Source organism: Tropicimonas omnivorans (genome assembly GCF_031846565.1).
Taxonomy (GTDB): Bacteria; Pseudomonadota; Alphaproteobacteria; order Rhodobacterales; family Rhodobacteraceae; genus Tropicimonas_B; species Tropicimonas_B omnivorans.
In genome coordinates this window covers 411,449-425,947 of record NZ_JAVRHL010000003.1, presented here as the reverse complement: position 1 = coordinate 425,947, position 14,499 = coordinate 411,449, and the positions used below count along the sequence as shown (strand labels likewise).

The 14,499-nt window shown below is 66.9% G+C and carries 14 protein-coding genes; 8 read left to right on the top strand and 6 right to left on the bottom strand.

Going from position 1 to position 14,499, the window contains the following annotated elements:
• Positions 1-78: 78 nt before the first annotated feature.
• Together fabG and fabD are read right to left on the bottom strand one after the other, a co-directional pair.
• On the bottom strand, positions 79-816 hold the full coding sequence (gene fabG, locus RM543_RS12600) for a 3-oxoacyl-[acyl-carrier-protein] reductase (protein WP_311692169.1): 738 nt from the start codon (positions 814-816) through the stop codon (positions 79-81).
• A gap of 67 nt (positions 817-883) precedes the next feature.
• On the bottom strand, positions 884-1,822 hold the full coding sequence (gene fabD, locus RM543_RS12595) for an ACP S-malonyltransferase (RefSeq protein ID WP_311692167.1): 939 nt from the start codon (positions 1,820-1,822) through the stop codon (positions 884-886).
• A 281-nt stretch (positions 1,823-2,103) separates the two neighbouring features.
• On the opposite strand from fabD, the gene rpsF reads away from it, so the two are divergent.
• From rpsF to RM543_RS12565, 6 genes are all read left to right on the top strand, one after another.
• Entirely contained in the window at positions 2,104-2,457 is a 354-nt protein-coding gene (rpsF, locus tag RM543_RS12590) for a 30S ribosomal protein S6 (protein WP_311692165.1), read from the top strand.
• A 29-nt stretch (positions 2,458-2,486) separates the two neighbouring features.
• Positions 2,487-2,714: a 30S ribosomal protein S18 gene (rpsR, locus tag RM543_RS12585; RefSeq protein WP_116084195.1), complete on the top strand. Its 228-nt coding sequence runs from the start codon at positions 2,487-2,489 to the stop codon at positions 2,712-2,714.
• 11 nt (positions 2,715-2,725) lie between these two features.
• On the top strand, positions 2,726-3,385 hold the full coding sequence (rplI, locus tag RM543_RS12580) for a 50S ribosomal protein L9 (RefSeq protein ID WP_311692163.1): 660 nt from the start codon (positions 2,726-2,728) through the stop codon (positions 3,383-3,385).
• A gap of 208 nt (positions 3,386-3,593) precedes the next feature.
• On the top strand, positions 3,594-4,820 hold the full coding sequence (locus RM543_RS12575) for a PQQ-dependent sugar dehydrogenase (protein WP_311692161.1): 1,227 nt from the start codon (positions 3,594-3,596) through the stop codon (positions 4,818-4,820).
• Positions 4,821-5,011: 191 nt separating this feature from the next.
• Complete coding sequence (locus tag RM543_RS12570) at positions 5,012-5,476, top strand: c-type cytochrome (protein ID WP_311692159.1); 465 nt, start codon at positions 5,012-5,014, stop codon at positions 5,474-5,476.
• Positions 5,477-5,524: 48 nt separating this feature from the next.
• Positions 5,525-6,406, top strand: coding sequence for a cytochrome c (locus RM543_RS12565; RefSeq protein ID WP_311692157.1), 882 nt, complete (start codon positions 5,525-5,527; stop codon positions 6,404-6,406).
• A gap of 207 nt (positions 6,407-6,613) precedes the next feature.
• On the opposite strand, the gene RM543_RS12560 is transcribed toward RM543_RS12565, so the two are convergent.
• The 3 genes from RM543_RS12560 to RM543_RS12550 all read right to left on the bottom strand — a co-directional run bounded on the left by RM543_RS12560 (position 6,614) and on the right by RM543_RS12550 (position 11,051).
• The gene (locus tag RM543_RS12560) at positions 6,614-8,965 is read right to left on the bottom strand and encodes a TRAP transporter large permease (RefSeq protein ID WP_311692155.1); all 2,352 of its coding nucleotides are present in this window, start codon (positions 8,963-8,965) and stop codon (positions 6,614-6,616) included.
• A gap of 1 nt (position 8,966) precedes the next feature.
• Entirely contained in the window at positions 8,967-9,860 is an 894-nt protein-coding gene (locus RM543_RS12555) for a TRAP transporter small permease subunit (RefSeq protein WP_311692153.1), read from the bottom strand.
• Positions 9,861-9,962: 102 nt separating this feature from the next.
• Positions 9,963-11,051 carry a TRAP transporter substrate-binding protein gene (locus tag RM543_RS12550; RefSeq protein ID WP_311692151.1) on the bottom strand — a complete coding sequence of 363 codons (1,089 nt, stop codon included), beginning with the start codon at positions 11,049-11,051 and terminating at the stop codon, positions 9,963-9,965.
• Between the two features lie 244 nt (positions 11,052-11,295).
• Here RM543_RS12550 and RM543_RS12545 point away from each other — a divergent pair, with 244 nt between their 5' ends.
• Together RM543_RS12545 and RM543_RS12540 are read left to right on the top strand one after the other, a co-directional pair.
• Positions 11,296-12,744, top strand: coding sequence for a cache domain-containing protein (locus RM543_RS12545; protein WP_311692149.1), 1,449 nt, complete (start codon positions 11,296-11,298; stop codon positions 12,742-12,744).
• The gene (locus RM543_RS12540; protein ID WP_311692147.1) at positions 12,741-13,376 is read left to right on the top strand and encodes a response regulator transcription factor; all 636 of its coding nucleotides are present in this window, start codon (positions 12,741-12,743) and stop codon (positions 13,374-13,376) included. Before RM543_RS12545 ends, RM543_RS12540 begins: the two co-directional genes overlap by 4 nt.
• A gap of 26 nt (positions 13,377-13,402) precedes the next feature.
• On the opposite strand, the gene RM543_RS12535 is transcribed toward RM543_RS12540, so the two are convergent.
• Positions 13,403-14,299: a YihY/virulence factor BrkB family protein gene (locus RM543_RS12535; RefSeq protein ID WP_311692145.1), complete on the bottom strand. Its 897-nt coding sequence runs from the start codon at positions 14,297-14,299 to the stop codon at positions 13,403-13,405.
• Positions 14,300-14,499 lie beyond the last annotated feature (200 nt).

Genomic DNA, 14,499 nt, shown 5'->3' with positions numbered 1-14,499 from the left:
GTGTTCCCCTGGACCGCACCGTCCCGGAACGCCACCACAGCGCGGCGCCGGTGTAAAGCGGCGCCGGAGATTTTCGCCTCAGATCATGGCCATGCCGCCGTTCACATGCAGGGTTGTGCCCGTCATGTAGCCAGCTTCGGAACTTGCGAGGTAGAGCGCGGCGGCGGCGATCTCCCCGGGCGCGCCCATCCGGCCCATGGGAATGTTCGTCAGAAGCTTGGATTTCTGCTCGTCGCCGAGCTTGTCCGTCATCGCCGTCTCGATGAAGCCCGGCGCGATGCAGTTGACCGTCACGCCGCGGGAGGCGACCTCGGCGGCCAGCGACTTGGACATGCCGACGAGGCCGGCTTTTGCGGCGGCGTAGTTACCCTGTCCGGGATTGCCCGTCGCACCGACGATGGAGGTGATGTTGACGATCCGGCCCCAGCGGGACTTCATCATCCCCCGGAGCGCGGCGCGGGACAGGCGCATGGCCGCGGTGAGGTTCACCTCGAGGACCTGCGCCCACTCCTCGTCGCCCATCCGCATGAAAAGCTGGTCGCGGGTGATTCCGGCGTTGTTCACGAGAATGTCGCAGGCGCCGAGCGCCTCGGTCACGCGTTTCGGCAGGCCCGCCTGCGCCTCCGGATCGGTCAGATCGCAGGGCAGGACCGCGGTGCGGTCTCCAAGCTCGGAGGCGAGCGCCTCGAGCGGAGCCTCCCGCGTGCCTGAAAGCGCGACCGAGGCGCCCGCCTTGTGCAGCGTCCTTGCGATTTCGGCGCCGATGCCGCCGGAGGCGCCCGTGACGAGAGCCGTCTTGCCTTGAAGATCGAACATGCTGGTCCTTCCTGTCATGCGTGAATGCCGGAGCGAGGCCCGTGCCGCCCGCCCGCGCGGCTTGGGATTACCCGAGGGCGGCCCGTGCCGCGGCGACATCGTCCGGCGTCCCGACGGCGCGAACCTCGGCGCCCTTCTCGATCCGCCGGATCATGCCCGAGAGCGCCTTGCCGGCGCCGATTTCCCAGAACTCCGTGACGCCCTCGGCCGTCATCCACGCGACGCTCTCGCGCCAGCGGACCCGGTGGGTCACCTGCTCCACGAGGAGCGCGCGGATCGTGTCGGGGTCCGACACCGCCTCGGCGCGCACGTTGGCGACGACGGGAACCTTCGGCGCCGAGATGGTCACGCTGGCCAGCGCCTCGCGCATCGTCTCGGCCGCGGGGGCCATCAGTTCGCAGTGGAACGGGGCGGAGACGGGGAGCATCAGCGCGCGTTTGGCGCCCTTCTCCTTGGCAAGGTCCACGGCGCGCTCGACGGCAGCCTTGTCGCCGGAGACCACCACCTGCGCGGGGTCGTTGTCGTTCGCCGCCTGGCAACATCCGTCCCCGGCAGCGTCCGCAGCGATGGCGCTCACGGCGTCGAAGTCCAGTCCCAGAACCGCCGCCATGGCGCCCTGCCCGACCGGCACGGCCTCCTGCATCGCCCGGCCGCGAATGCGCAGCAGCCGCGCCGTATCGGACAGATCCAGCGCCCCCGCGGCGCAGAGCGCGGAATATTCGCCCAGGGAATGCCCGGCGACGAAGGCGGCGCCGTCCACCGTGATCCCTTCCGCCTCGAGCGCCCGGAGCGCCGCAATGGACGTCGCCATCAGCGCGGGCTGGGCGTTCTGCGTGAGCGTGAGATTGTCCGCATCGCCGTCCCAGATCAGGGCGGACAGCGGCTCGCCCAGTGCTTCATCCACCTCGTCGAATACGGCCTTCGCAGCCGGGTAGGCCTCGGCCAGCGCCCGGCCCATGCCGACGGTCTGGGCTCCCTGCCCCGGAAATACGAATGCACGGCTCATGGTCTGCTCTCCTCGCGGGTCTCGCCCATCACGCCGCACCTCGGCGCCGGCGTCCTGTCTTTGATGCACGGGGCGTCGACCCCGCGCGCTATGGCCGATCTAGCCTCGCCCCCGCGCGGCGGCAACCGAAGAGCTCCCGCTTGCAAAGGAGGCCTTGATCCCGTAAGGCGCGGGCCTCCGCTACTGCAATGACCGGCGGCGCCCCTCGTGGACGGGCAGCGGAGCCGATCTTCGGAACCGCCCGTCCTGTGAAGCCCGCCCCGTACCGCAAGGATACATACATGCCATTCTACGAGCATGTCTTCATCGCGCGTCAGGACCTGTCCAACACGCAGGCCGAAGGCCTCATCGAACATTTCGGCACAGTGCTCACGGACAACGGCGGCTCCGTCGTCGATTCCGAGTACTGGGGCGTCAAGACGATGGCGTACAAGATCAACAAGAACCGCAAGGGCCACTACGCCTTCATGCGTTCCGATGCGCCGGCGCCCGCCGTGCAGGAAATGGAACGCCTGATGCGTCTCCACGACGACGTCATGCGCGTGCTCACCATCCGTGTGGACGAGCACGAGGAAGGCCCGTCCGCGCAGATGCAGAAGCGCGACGAGCGCGACAGCCGCCGCGAACGCCGCTGACACCCCGCATCAGGAAAGGACTGTAAGACATGGCCTCCAAACCGTTTTTCCGTCGCCGCAAGACCGATCCGTTCGCCGGGGACAACGCCCCCGCGATCGACTACAAGGATACGCGTCTGCTGCAGCGTTACATCTCCGAGCGGGGCAAGATCGTCCCCTCCCGGATCACCGCCGTCGGCTCCAAGAACCAGCGCCAGCTCGCCCGTGCGATCAAGCGTGCCCGGTTCCTGGCGCTGCTCCCATACGCCGTGAAGTGAGGGACTGACCTATGGACATCATCCTTCTGGAACGCGTGGCCAAGCTCGGCCAGATGGGCGAAGTCGTCTCCGTCAAGGAGGGCTACGCCCGCAACTATCTTCTGCCCCAGGGCAAGGCGCTTCGTGCGAACGAAGCCAACCGCGCCCGCTTCGAGGCCGAGAAGGCCCAGCTCGAGGCTCAGAACCTCGAGACGAAGAAAGAGGCCGAGAAGATGTCGGGCGATCTCGACGGTCAGAGCTTCATCGTGATTCGCTCCGCCTCCGACGGCGGCGCGCTCTATGGCTCCGTCACCCCGCGTGACGCTGCCGATGCCGCGACCGAAGCCGGCTTCACCGTCGACAAGCGTCAGATCCGGCTCGAGAAGCCGATCAAGGATCTCGGCCTGCACACCGTCACCGTGGTTCTCCACCCCGAGGTGGAAGTCGCGATCCGGCTGAACGTGGCCCGCTCCCCCGAAGAGGCCGATCTGCAGGCCTCCGGCAAGTCGATCCAGGAGCTCGCCGCGGAAGAGGAAGCCGCAGCCGAATTCGAGATCCAGGAACTCTTCGACGATATCGGCGGCGCCCAGCTCGACGAGCTGGAAAGCGAAGACGAGCAGCAGAACGACGAACCCGCCGTTCTCGAACTCGACGAGCTCAAGGAACGCCTCGGCCAGACCGGCGACGAGTGATCTTCTGTCCGCCCTGACGGGGCGGCGGAACGAACGAGATAGTAACGCCCCCGCGGGACATCTGCGGGGGCGTTCTTCGTTTGGGGCGCCTGCGGCTGGGTAATCCTGGCCGGGGCACGTCCCCGACCGACGATCCCGTGATCCGTCGGAACATCGATCGCCCTGCCCCGGTTGTCCTGTCGACATTTACTGACCGAAGGACGACGACATGACCTCCAGCCGCCGCCCCGATGCGTTGCTCGCCACTGCCGCCAGCGCGCTTGCACTCACACTGGCCCTCCCCGCGACAGCGCAGACCGCAGATCCCGTGGATGTCGGCCCGAAGAACGCCCCCGATCAGGAGCCGGCCTTCGCCGAGCAGACCCGCGCGCCGCAAGCAGACAGCGGAGTCGCTCTCACGCAGGACATCATCGCCGAAGGGCTCACCCATCCCTGGGGCATCGCGGTCCTGCCGGGTGGCGACGGATATCTCGTGACTGAGCGAAGCGGCGATCTGCGCCATATCACGCCCGATGGCACCATCTCGGACCCCATCGCCGGCATTCCCGAAGTGCTGAGCATCGAACAGGCCGGCCTTCTGGACGTTGCGATCGGTCCAGATTTCGGATCGGACCGGATGATCTACTGGACCTATTCCAAGCCGCAGGGCGAGGGCATGTCCGCCACCGCCGCCGCGCGCGGTGTTCTCAGCGAGGATCTGACGGAGGTGACGGACGTCGAGGACATCTTCGTCCAGGAGCCCGCGTCCCCCTCGCCCATGCATTACGGCTCCCGCATCCTCTTCGACGGCGAAGGCCATGCGCTCATCACCACCGGGGAGCACTTCACCGAAGAAGAGCGCGTCTACGCCCAGGATCTGGACAAGACCTACGGCAAGACAGTCCGCGTGAACCTCGACGGCTCCGTTCCGGATGACAATCCGTTCGCCGATCAGTCGGATGCGCTGCCCGAAATCTGGTCCTATGGGCACCGCAACATCCAGGGCGCCGCGATCCGCGATAACGGCGAGTTCTGGACCATCGAGCACGGCCCCAAGGGCGGCGACGAGCTGAACCACATCGAAGCCGGGACGAACTACGGCTGGCCGGTCATCTCCTACGGGATCAACTACGACGGCTCGGAGGTCAGCGGCGGCGACACCGCGCAGGACGGGATGGAACAGCCACGCTACTACTGGGACCCCGTCATCGCGCCCGGTGGCATGACGTTCTACGACGGTGAGATGTTCGGCGACTGGCAGGGCGACCTCTTCATCGGTGCGCTGGTCTCCGACGGCATCGTCCGTCTCGAGCTGGACGGCGACACGGTCACGGGGGAAGAGCGTCTCGCAACCGATCTCGGCCGCGTCAGGGATGTCGTTGTGGATGAGGACGGCTCCTTCCTCCTGATCACCGACTATGACGACGGCGCCCTTCTGCGCCTCTCCGCCGAGTGACGCCCTCGAAAGCCCGTCCCCCGGATCGCCGGGGGGCGGGGCAACCGCGACCGACAGCGAGCGGCGCCGAGGTCGGACCTGTCCTCACAGCAACGTTACCCGGGCCCTCGTATCTTCTCATGGGCAAGTCATGTCGCGCCCTTAAGCTTCATTGTGAAACCAACCGATAAATCAGACAGGGATCCCGTTTCATGCTCATCACCCGCCTAGCCAGCCTGACGCTCGCCGGCGCCGTCGCGCTTTCTCCCCTCACCGCCACGGCCCAGGATGGCGAGGCTGCCATCGAGGCGCGAGAGGGCGCGATGAACGTCCTCGGCCTGTCCCTCGGCACGATCGGCGGGATGGCGAAGGGCGACGTCGAGTATGATGCAGACGCCGCGACAGCGGCCGCCGAGAACCTCGCCGCGATTGCGAGCCTCAACCTCGGGCCCCTCTTCCCCGAGGGCACCAGCTCCGATGACGTGGAGGATTCGCGCGCCCTTCCCGCCGTCTGGACGGAATGGGACGAGTTCCAGTCCCAGTGGGACGATCTCGGCGCGGCGGCGGATGGTCTCGTCGACGTCGCCGCAGACGGCCAGGAGGGACTCGGCGCAGCGCTCGGCCCCATCGGGCAGGCCTGCGGCTCCTGCCACCGCCAGTTCCGCCAGTCCAACTGATCAGGCAAGGGCGGGGTCCGATCGGCGGCTCCGCCCGCCACGAAAGACATGAAAAAGCTCCTCCTCGCGGCCCTACTCATCGCCCTCATCGTTGTTGCGGGCGGCCTCTGGCTTATTCGGACAAATACACTCGCGCCTGATGCGACCGCATCGCTGGACGGGGACGCCGACGCGGGCGCTCTCATCTTCGCGGCAGGCGGATGCGCCTCCTGCCACGGCACCGAAGGCGGCAGCGAGGAGGAGCGTCTCGTCCTGGCCGGAGGGCACGCGATCGACAGCGATTTCGGCACCTTCTACACGCCCAACATCTCTCCCTCCGAGGCGGGCATAGGCGCCTGGTCGCTCGAAGAATTCGCCAACGCCATGGTCCGCGGCGTGTCCCCGGAAGGCCAGCACTACTACCCCGCCTTTCCCTATGTCGCGTATTCGCGGATGGAGTTGCAGGACGTGGCCGATCTCTGGGCCTACATGCAGACCCTCCCCGAAAGCGACACCGCCTCCCGCCCGCACGATCTGCCCTTCCCCTTCAACATGCGCCGTGGCCTCGGCCTGTGGAAGCTGCGCTACATGCCGGACGGCTGGGTGATGACCGGCGAGGATAGTCCCGAGCGCGGGCGCTACCTCGTGGAGGCCGTGGCCCATTGCGGCGAGTGCCACACTCCGCGGGACGAACTCGGCGGGCTGATCACCGTCGACTGGCTCGGTGGCGCGCCCAACCCGTCTGGCGAGGGGTCCATTCCCAATATCACGCCCGGCGCGCTCGACTGGAGTGCCGAGGACATCGCCTATTACCTCGAGAGCGGGTTCACCCCTGATTTCGACACCGCCGGCGGCTCGATGGTGGACGTGATCCACGGCACATCGCAGCTCCCGGCGGACGACCGTCAGGCGATCGCCGACTACGTGAAAGCCGTGCCCGCGGTGGAGTAGACCGGGCGCACCGCCGGCCGGAGCGTCGCTGCTCTGATCCCGGCCCCGAGCCGCCTGCGCCGTTAGCGATCCACTGAAGTGCCGAGCTCCTGTCTCCACATGATCCGCACGGGCACTGGCGCCGCGTCCCTCCCGCCTCCGATCCGGTCCGGCAAACGCCGGCCGCCGAACCCCTCGTCCGGCGGCCGTCGACTCTCGTCCCTTCCGTCAGTTCCCGATCAGGTCGGGCACGATGGTCACCACGCCCGGGAAGAACCACAGCAGCGCGAGGCCGAGAACCTGGATCAGCACGAAGGGGATCACCCCGCGATAGATGTGTCCCGTCGTCACCTCGCGCGGGGCGACCCCGCGCAGGTAGAACAGCGCGAAGCCGAACGGCGGCGTCAGGAAGCTGGTCTGGAGATTGACGGCGATCATGATCGTGACCCACTTGGGATCCATGGTGCCGCCGTAGATCACCGGGCCGACGATGGGGATCACGATGTAGATGATCTCCAGGAAGTCGAGCACGAAGCCCAGGATGAACAGGACCAGCATCACGATCAGGAACACGACCCATTCGCGATCGAAGCTCCGCAGGAAATCCTGGATGTACTCCTCCCCCCCGAAGGAGATGACGACGAGGTTGAGGAGCTGCGAGCCGATCAGGATGGTGAAGACCATGCTCGTGACCTTCGCCGTCTCCCGCACCGCCGGTGTCAGGACCCGCGTCCGGAACAGCACCCAGCACGCATAAAGCACGCCGAAGAAGGCGAAGTACCAGCATGCATAGGCCGCGAGCCACGCCACCCGGTTCTCGAACCCGGTTCCTTCGGCCGTGACGCGCAGGTCGAAATTCGCCCCGAGAAGGATCATCACGAGAACCGCGAAGGCCGAGTAGAGGATGATGCTTCCCGAGCGCCCTTCCTCCTGCAGCTTGCGGAAGGCGGCGAGCATGATCGCGCCGCCCGCCCCCAGTGCCGCGGCGGGGGTCGGGTTGGTGATGCCGCCGAGGATGGAGCCGAGGACGGCGATGATCAGCACCAATGGCGGCACGACGACGCGAATGAGCTCGTTGCGTCCTAGAAGCGCCGCGGCATGGCGACAGCCGTAGAGCGTGAGCGCCAGCGGCAGGGCGAGGATGAGGAGCGTCGTGCCGGGGCTCGTCTGCGGACCGATGAGGGCGATGTCCGCCATGAGGCCGAGGACGATCCCGAGACCGCCCACGAGAAGCGGCGCCATGCGCGCGGAGGGTTCGGTGCCCCGCGCGGTGGTCAGCACGAGCGCAAGGAGCAGGAAGCCGGTGGCGATGCCGGTGCCGATCGGCGCGGCATTCGCGATCTTGGCGGCGCGGGCCTGATCCAGCTCTTCGGCGTTCAGGCGGTGGGTCTCGCCCGTCGCCGTGCCGGCCAGAGCCTCGGTCTGCGCCACGGCGCGATCCCAGCGGGCCTGCCCGTGCAGCTCGATCATCGCGACCTGGCACTGCTCGGAGACGTTGGTGCGCAGCTCCGGCGTCGCGGTCACCTCGGAGAAGGAGCGCACCGTGAGATCCTGGCTACCGACGACGCCCGCCTGACCGAGGGCGAGCGTTCCGCCGATCAGGACGACCGGGATCGCGAGATACCAGACGAGCGCATGACGGCCGGACGTCTGCTCACCGGTCTCTGCCCCGCCGCGAACCGGCGGCGCCTTGGCGGGGTTCAGCACCGCGTAGACGAAGGCGTAGGCGGCATAGAGGAACGCAAGCAGCACACCCGGCAGGATCGCAGCCTGGAAGAGCGTGCCGACCGAGACGACCGCCGCCTCGCCCAGATAGGTCAGCGCGTCGGTGCATCCGGCGGCCTGGGCGCGGGTCTCCTGCGCGGTGGCATAAAGGTCCCCGGCGAGCGTGCCCAGAAGAACGATGACGATGGAGGGAGGGATGATCTGCCCCAGCGTGCCGGACGCGGCGATGACGCCGGTCGCGATCTGCGGCGAGTACCCGGCGCGCAGCATGGTCGGCAGCGACAGGAGCCCCATCGTGACCACTGTCGCGCCCACGATGCCGGTGGAGGCGGCGAGAAAGGCGCCCACGATCACGACGGAGACGGCAAGCCCCCCGGGCAGCGGCCCGAAGACCCGTGCCATCGTCGTCAGAAGGTCGTTCGCGATCTTGGAGCGTTCGAGCACGATCCCCATCATCACGAACATCAGCACGGCCAGGAGCGTCTCGATGCTCTGCCCCGCGAAGACGCGCTCGTTCATCCGGTTGGTGATGAAGGAGAGGTTGCGGTTCATCGCGTCCTGCCATCCGCCCTCGAAGAGCGGCTGGGTGATCTGCGGCAGGTCGGGATACCTGAAGCGCGATATGTCGATCGGCGCGACCCCGTCCGCCACCAGGGCGCGGTAGGCATCCGATCCGCGGTCCACGGCCGAATGGGTGAGGATGCCGGCGTTGTCGAGCGCGGCGATGATGAAGAAGCTGATGACGCCCGCCCCGCCGATGGCGAAGGCGACCGGGAAGCCGGAGAGGATCCCGCCGAACAGGCACAGCAGAACGATGATGAGGCCGATTTCGACCCCGTCCAGACCGAAGATCATGTCAGTGCGTTCCCTCGTAGAGCTCTTCGCCGGTGCCGAGGCTGTCCCGGTCGAGATACCGACCCTCGCTCGCGGGTCCCTCGCGGAACTCGCACCAGGCGCGGGCGAAGACGGCGATGGCCTGCAGGAAGACCAGAAGCGTGAACGCCACCATCAGGATCTTGAACAGGAAATAGGCATCGAAGCCGTTGGGCGAGAAGCCGATCCGCTCGACGTTCCAGCGCACGATCTGCGCCTTGCGGAGCATCAGATCGAGCGCGTCCGTGGCGGAGACCTTCGGCGTGATCAGGTGGCGCCAGAGGAAGAACCAGGAATAGAGCCAGATCAGCACCGCCGCCGGCATCATAAAGAAGAGCGCGCCGGCCATGTCGATGACGCGCTTGGTGCGAAAACTCGCCGGGCCGTAGAGCAGGTCCACCCTCACATGCGTTCCCTGAACGAACGTGTAGGAGACGCAGAGCGCCACGACCATCGCGTTGTAGAGCTTCAGCTCCTCGGAGAACCAGCCGACGGACTGGGTGAACCCCATCCCGAAGGGGGACACCGTGATTTCGCCCAGGCGGAAGACCGATTGCAGGAAGACCACGGCGATCTGCTGCAGGACCATCAGAAGACCCACCCACGCCACCGCCCGTCCGATCACGTTGGCCATGCCTTCGAGGACCCGGACGGTGCCCCACATGAAGGGCCGCCAGACCATGCCCGCGACGAGCAGGAACAGCAGAAGGACCAGAACGGCGAAGAGCAGCTCCACGGAGGCGCCGTAATAGATGAAGCGGATGAGCGCCTCGGGGTCGGACCAGTCGAGCCACGCGCCCGGATGGGTCACGGCATAGGCGATGTTCCGTATGCCGAGGGCGAGGTTGCCCAGGGTCCAGAGGATGGCGTCGATCATCGGACCGGCCTTTGTTCGGGGGAAGAGACGTGCTGTAAAGACGGGTGTGCGCGGGGAGACCGGATCCCCCCGCGCAGCTTCGAGGCTCGGGCGAAGCGCGCCTCAGAGCGCGGCGAGCACCCGGTTGCGCTGCGTCGAATAGCGGTTGTCCGACACTTCGAGCCACTGGGCGGAGGACCGCATGGAATCCATCGCCGACTTGTAGATCTTGTCGTAGATCGGATCTCCCGCATACTGGCCGAGGACTTCCTGGCTCGCCGAGCCGAAGGCGTCCCAGATGTCGTCCGAGAACTCCTGGATCTGCACGCCGGACTGGACGAGACGCTCGAGCGCGGGACCGTTATTGGCGAGGAACAGGCCGTAATTGTGCTGGTGCGTCTCGGCGGCGGCAATCTCGATCGCCTTCTGGTGAGACGCGGACAGCGAGTTGAAGACCTCGAGATTGGCGTTGACGACGAGCGCCGCGCCCGGCTCGTGGAAACCGGCGGGGTAGTAGTTCTTCGCGATCTCCTGCAGGCCGAGCTTCTCGTCGGACCACGGGCCGATCCACTCCGTCGCATCGAGCGCGCCGGTGGAGAGGGCCTGGTAGATCTCGCCGCCCGGAAGCACCTGGACCGAGGCGCCGAGCTTGGCCATGACCTCGCCGCCGAGGCCCGGCATGCGGAACTTCAGGCCCTGGAAATCGGCTGCCGAGGTCACCGGGTTGCGGAACCAGCCGCCGCCCTGCGCTCCGGTATTGCCTGCAAGGAAGCCGCGGAGGCCGAAGATTTCGCCAAGCTCGTGGTGCAGCGCCATGCCGTCCTGACCGTAATACCAGGTCATCAGCTCCGGCGTGGTCATGCCGAAGGGCACCGTGGTGAAATAGGCGAGCGCCGGATGCTGTCCGATGAAGTAGTATTCGCAGCCGTGGTAGAGATCTGCCTGGCCGGAGGTCACCGCGTCGAACACTTCGAGCGCGCCGACGAGTTCGCCGGCCGCCTTGGCGTCGATGGTCAGCTGGCCGTCGGTCAGCTCCGACACGGTGTTCGAGAAGCGTTCGACCGAATCCCAGACGCCGGCGAGACCGCGCGGCCAGGTCGCGACCATGGTGAGCGTGCGGGCGCCTTGCGCGATGGCGGGCGCTGCAAGTGACGCGGCGGCTGCCGCGCCGCCGCCGAGCGCGGACGTGCGCAGGAATGAACGACGATCCATATGTATCCTCCCGAGGATTCCCGCGCTCCCCTGCGCGGTGTGGTTCCGAGTGCCGCCTACACTACTCAGAGTGGTAACCGCCGCGGAATACCCAGAACTACGTAGGCGCGACATTTTCTTGCGCGAGTTCGATCGGAGCGTCGAGTAAAGACGCGGCCTCGCGCGTCCGGCCGCCTCCTCGCGCTTGATCGAACGTCCCTGCCCCGGTATCTTCGGGGACCTGCCCCGATATCACTCAGACCTCATGCGCCTAGACCTGCCCTCTTCCTTCGGTCCGGCCGTGTCCCGCCGCGTCATGCTGGTGGCGGCGATCCCGCTTTTGATCGCGGCGGCGGTCATCGCGGGGATCGTCGCGCTCCAGGCCGGGCGACTGGCGGAGCGGGAGATCGCCGGGCTCGAACGGCAGCTCATCGAGGCCAAGAAGCGGGAGCTGAAGAACTACCTGTCCATCGCCCGCACGGCCATCGCCAGCGAGTACGGCCGCGCCCTGCCCGACGACGAGGAGGCCAAGCTTCGGGTGACCCAGATCCTGGCGGCGATGATCTACGGGCAGGACGGGTTCTTCTTCGTCTACGATTACGACGGCACCAACCTCGTCAGCCCGCGGCAGACAGACCTCATCGGACAGACCCTCACAGGCACCACCGATGCGGAGGGCACCCCCGTCGTGGACCGTCTGATCGAGATCGCGCGGCAGGGCGGCGGGTACCACGACTACATCTGGGAAAGGCCCTCGACCGGCGAGGACGCGCGGATGGTCTCCTACGTCGTCGGCCTGCAGGACTGGCAGTGGGCGCTCGGCACCGGCATCTTCATCGACGATGTCCTGCACGGCGTCGATGCCGCCCGCGCCGATGTGCAGACGCGGGTGGAGGAGACGTTCCTCTGGACCGCCGCGATTACCCTCACCGCCCTCGCCGCGGTCTTCCTGTCCGGTCTCATCACCAACATCCGCGAACGCAGGACCTCCTCGATCCGGCTGAAAGCGCTGACGCAGCGCATCTTCGACACCCAGGAGGAGGAACGCGGGAGGGTGGCCCGGGAATTGCACGATTCCATCTCCCAGATCCTCGTCGGCGCGCGCTACGCGCTGGAACTGGCCAAGCGCAGGGTGCGCTCGGGCGATGCGCGGGCGACGGAGAGCCTTGATACCGCCGCGACGGCGCTTGCGGGGGCGATCCACGAGGTTCGGCGAATCAGCCGGGACTTGCGCCCTGGCGTTCTCGACGATCTCGGCCTCGGCCCGGCCATCCAGGCACTCTGCGAGGAATTCGGCGCCCGTACGGGCATCGACACGCGCTTCGATACCGTCGTTTTCCGCAACCGTCTCGATCAGGAGGCGAAGATCGCGCTCTACCGCGTCGCGCAGGAGGCGCTCACCAACGTGGAGCGTCATGCCCGTGCCACGGCCCTGGAGGTCCGCCTCTTCGGCCATTCCGAAGGCGCCACCCTTCGCATTTCCGACAACGGTCAGGGGATGGCGCCCGTGGGGGGATCGGGATCCGCCGGCCTCGGCCTCCGGAACATGCAGGAGCGGCTGGAGCGGCTCGACGGGCGGCTCGAGATCGAGAGTTCCCGCAAGGGCACCATCATCGAGGCGCACGTCCCGCTCACCCACCTTCTCCCCCCGGAAGACAGCGCCGACCCGCGCGCTCCGGCCCCTTCCCCAAGACAGGAGGCGACCCCGGCATGACGATCCGAGTGATGATCGTGGACGACCACCCTCTCGTCGCCGAAGGCATGCGCGCGCTCCTCGAAAGCGAGGGGGACATCGAGGTCGTGGCCTGCCTCTCCGGCGGCAGGGACGCGGTGGAACAAATTTCGCAGCTTGCGCCGGATATCGTCCTGATGGATCTCAACATGCCCGGCATCGGCGGGCTGGCCGCGACGGAGCTGATCCTCGAGCGCGCACCCGCGACACGGATCCTGATCCTGTCGATGCACGATTCGCCCGAATACGTCTCGACCGCCCTCAGCCACGGCGCCAGGGGGTACGTGTTGAAGGACGTGCCGACCGAGGAGGTCCGGGAGGCGATCGACGCGGTCATCGCGGGCGGAACCTATCTCTGCACCGGAGCCTCCGCCGCGCACGGCGCCAGAACGGCGCGGCCCGACGCGCTGACCGGACGGGAACAGACGATCCTGCTGCAACTCGCTCGCGGCAAGTCCAACCGCGACGTGGCCGAGGAACTCGACATCTCGGTCCGCACGGTAGAGACCCACCGCCGCAACATCCGCCAGAAACTCGGCATCAGCTCCACCGCCGGCCTCACCCGCTATGCCATGGAACATGGCGTTCTGCAGGGGACCGGTTCGGGCGTCTGACGGGCCCCGCCCGCGGGGCGCGGCGATCAGAGCGCCCGCTTGCGCTCGCCCTTCACCTTGCCCTTCGCCTGCCGCTCCATTTCCGCGTCGATCTCCGCGCCGATCAGGACGATGTAGGCGGAGAGCCAGAGCCACATCAGAAGGATGATGACGCCGCCGAGCGCTCCGAAGGTTTCATTGTAGCTGCCGAAATTGGCGACGTAGAAGCTGAACGCCAGCGAGCCGATCACCCACAGGGCCGTCGCGATGGCCGCGCCCGGCGTGATCCAGCGCCAGCCGCGAGGCGCCCGCGACGGGCCGAAGCGGTAGAGAAAGGCAAGGCCGATGCAGACGACAACGAGGAGGATCGGCCACCGCCCGTAGTTCAGCCAGGTTTCCAGCGTCTCGCCGACCGGCAGGAGGGCAATGGCGGCGGGAACGATTGCGAGCAGGATCGCGATCAGCACCAGTCCGACGATCAGCGCGAAGGTCAGCCCGAATTTCATCGCCGTCAGCATGAAGAAGCCGCGCTCCTCCTTCTGGTCGAAGGCGACGTTCAGCCCTTCCATCAAGGAATTGACGCCCTTTGAGGCGGAATAGATCGCGACGAGGATGCCGAAGATGGCGGCAAGACCCAAGCCGCCGCTCTCTGAGCCGGTCACGTCCTGAACCTGATTGATGAGAAGGGAGGCGGCATCGGCCGGCATCATCGCGGTGAAGGTCTCGATCTGTCCGGCGACCACATCCGGCTCGGCGATCAGCCCGGCGATGGCCATCGTCGCTGTCACGGCCGGGAAGAGCGCCAGGAGGGCGTAGAATGCGACCCCGGCGGCAATCAGTCCGACGTGGTCATTGGTCTGTTCCGCCCAGACCCGCTTGGCGATGGCGATCCAGCCGGTCTTGCTGATGTCGGCGGGGCTGTCCGCCTGTTTTGAGGTGCTCATCGGGGCTCGGATCCAGTTGGGGCGGTCACGGTGTCGAGAGGATTCTGCTCATGTCAGCATAAGCGCCCCCCGACCTTGCCGGTTCCTTGTTTATCTTCAAGGGGTTTGACGACAGCGGAAGTATCACGAAACATTCTGTCGCACCCGGCCAATTTGACGAAATAAAGTACAAAGCCTGCGTTGACCCGCCCGCGCTGGGG

Bases quoted from the DNA above. Each gene is read 5' to 3' on its own strand.
- fabG (WP_311692169.1), bottom strand. From the start codon at position 816: ATGTTCGATCTTCAAGGCAAGACGGCTCTCGTCACGGGCGCCTCCGGC.
- fabD (WP_311692167.1), bottom strand. From the start codon at position 1,822: ATGAGCCGTGCATTCGTATTTCCGGGGCAGGGAGCCCAGACCGTCGGC.
- rpsF (WP_311692165.1), top strand. From the start codon at position 2,104: ATGCCATTCTACGAGCATGTCTTCATCGCGCGTCAGGACCTGTCCAAC.
- rpsR (WP_116084195.1), top strand. From the start codon at position 2,487: ATGGCCTCCAAACCGTTTTTCCGTCGCCGCAAGACCGATCCGTTCGCC.
- rplI (WP_311692163.1), top strand. From the start codon at position 2,726: ATGGACATCATCCTTCTGGAACGCGTGGCCAAGCTCGGCCAGATGGGC.
- RM543_RS12575 (WP_311692161.1), top strand. From the start codon at position 3,594: ATGACCTCCAGCCGCCGCCCCGATGCGTTGCTCGCCACTGCCGCCAGC.
- RM543_RS12570 (WP_311692159.1), top strand. From the start codon at position 5,012: ATGCTCATCACCCGCCTAGCCAGCCTGACGCTCGCCGGCGCCGTCGCG.
- RM543_RS12565 (WP_311692157.1), top strand. From the start codon at position 5,525: ATGAAAAAGCTCCTCCTCGCGGCCCTACTCATCGCCCTCATCGTTGTT.
- RM543_RS12560 (WP_311692155.1), bottom strand. From the start codon at position 8,965: ATGATCTTCGGTCTGGACGGGGTCGAAATCGGCCTCATCATCGTTCTG.
- RM543_RS12555 (WP_311692153.1), bottom strand. From the start codon at position 9,860: ATGATCGACGCCATCCTCTGGACCCTGGGCAACCTCGCCCTCGGCATA.
- RM543_RS12550 (WP_311692151.1), bottom strand. From the start codon at position 11,051: ATGGATCGTCGTTCATTCCTGCGCACGTCCGCGCTCGGCGGCGGCGCG.
- RM543_RS12545 (WP_311692149.1), top strand. From the start codon at position 11,296: ATGCGCCTAGACCTGCCCTCTTCCTTCGGTCCGGCCGTGTCCCGCCGC.
- RM543_RS12540 (WP_311692147.1), top strand. From the start codon at position 12,741: ATGACGATCCGAGTGATGATCGTGGACGACCACCCTCTCGTCGCCGAA.
- RM543_RS12535 (WP_311692145.1), bottom strand. From the start codon at position 14,299: ATGAGCACCTCAAAACAGGCGGACAGCCCCGCCGACATCAGCAAGACC.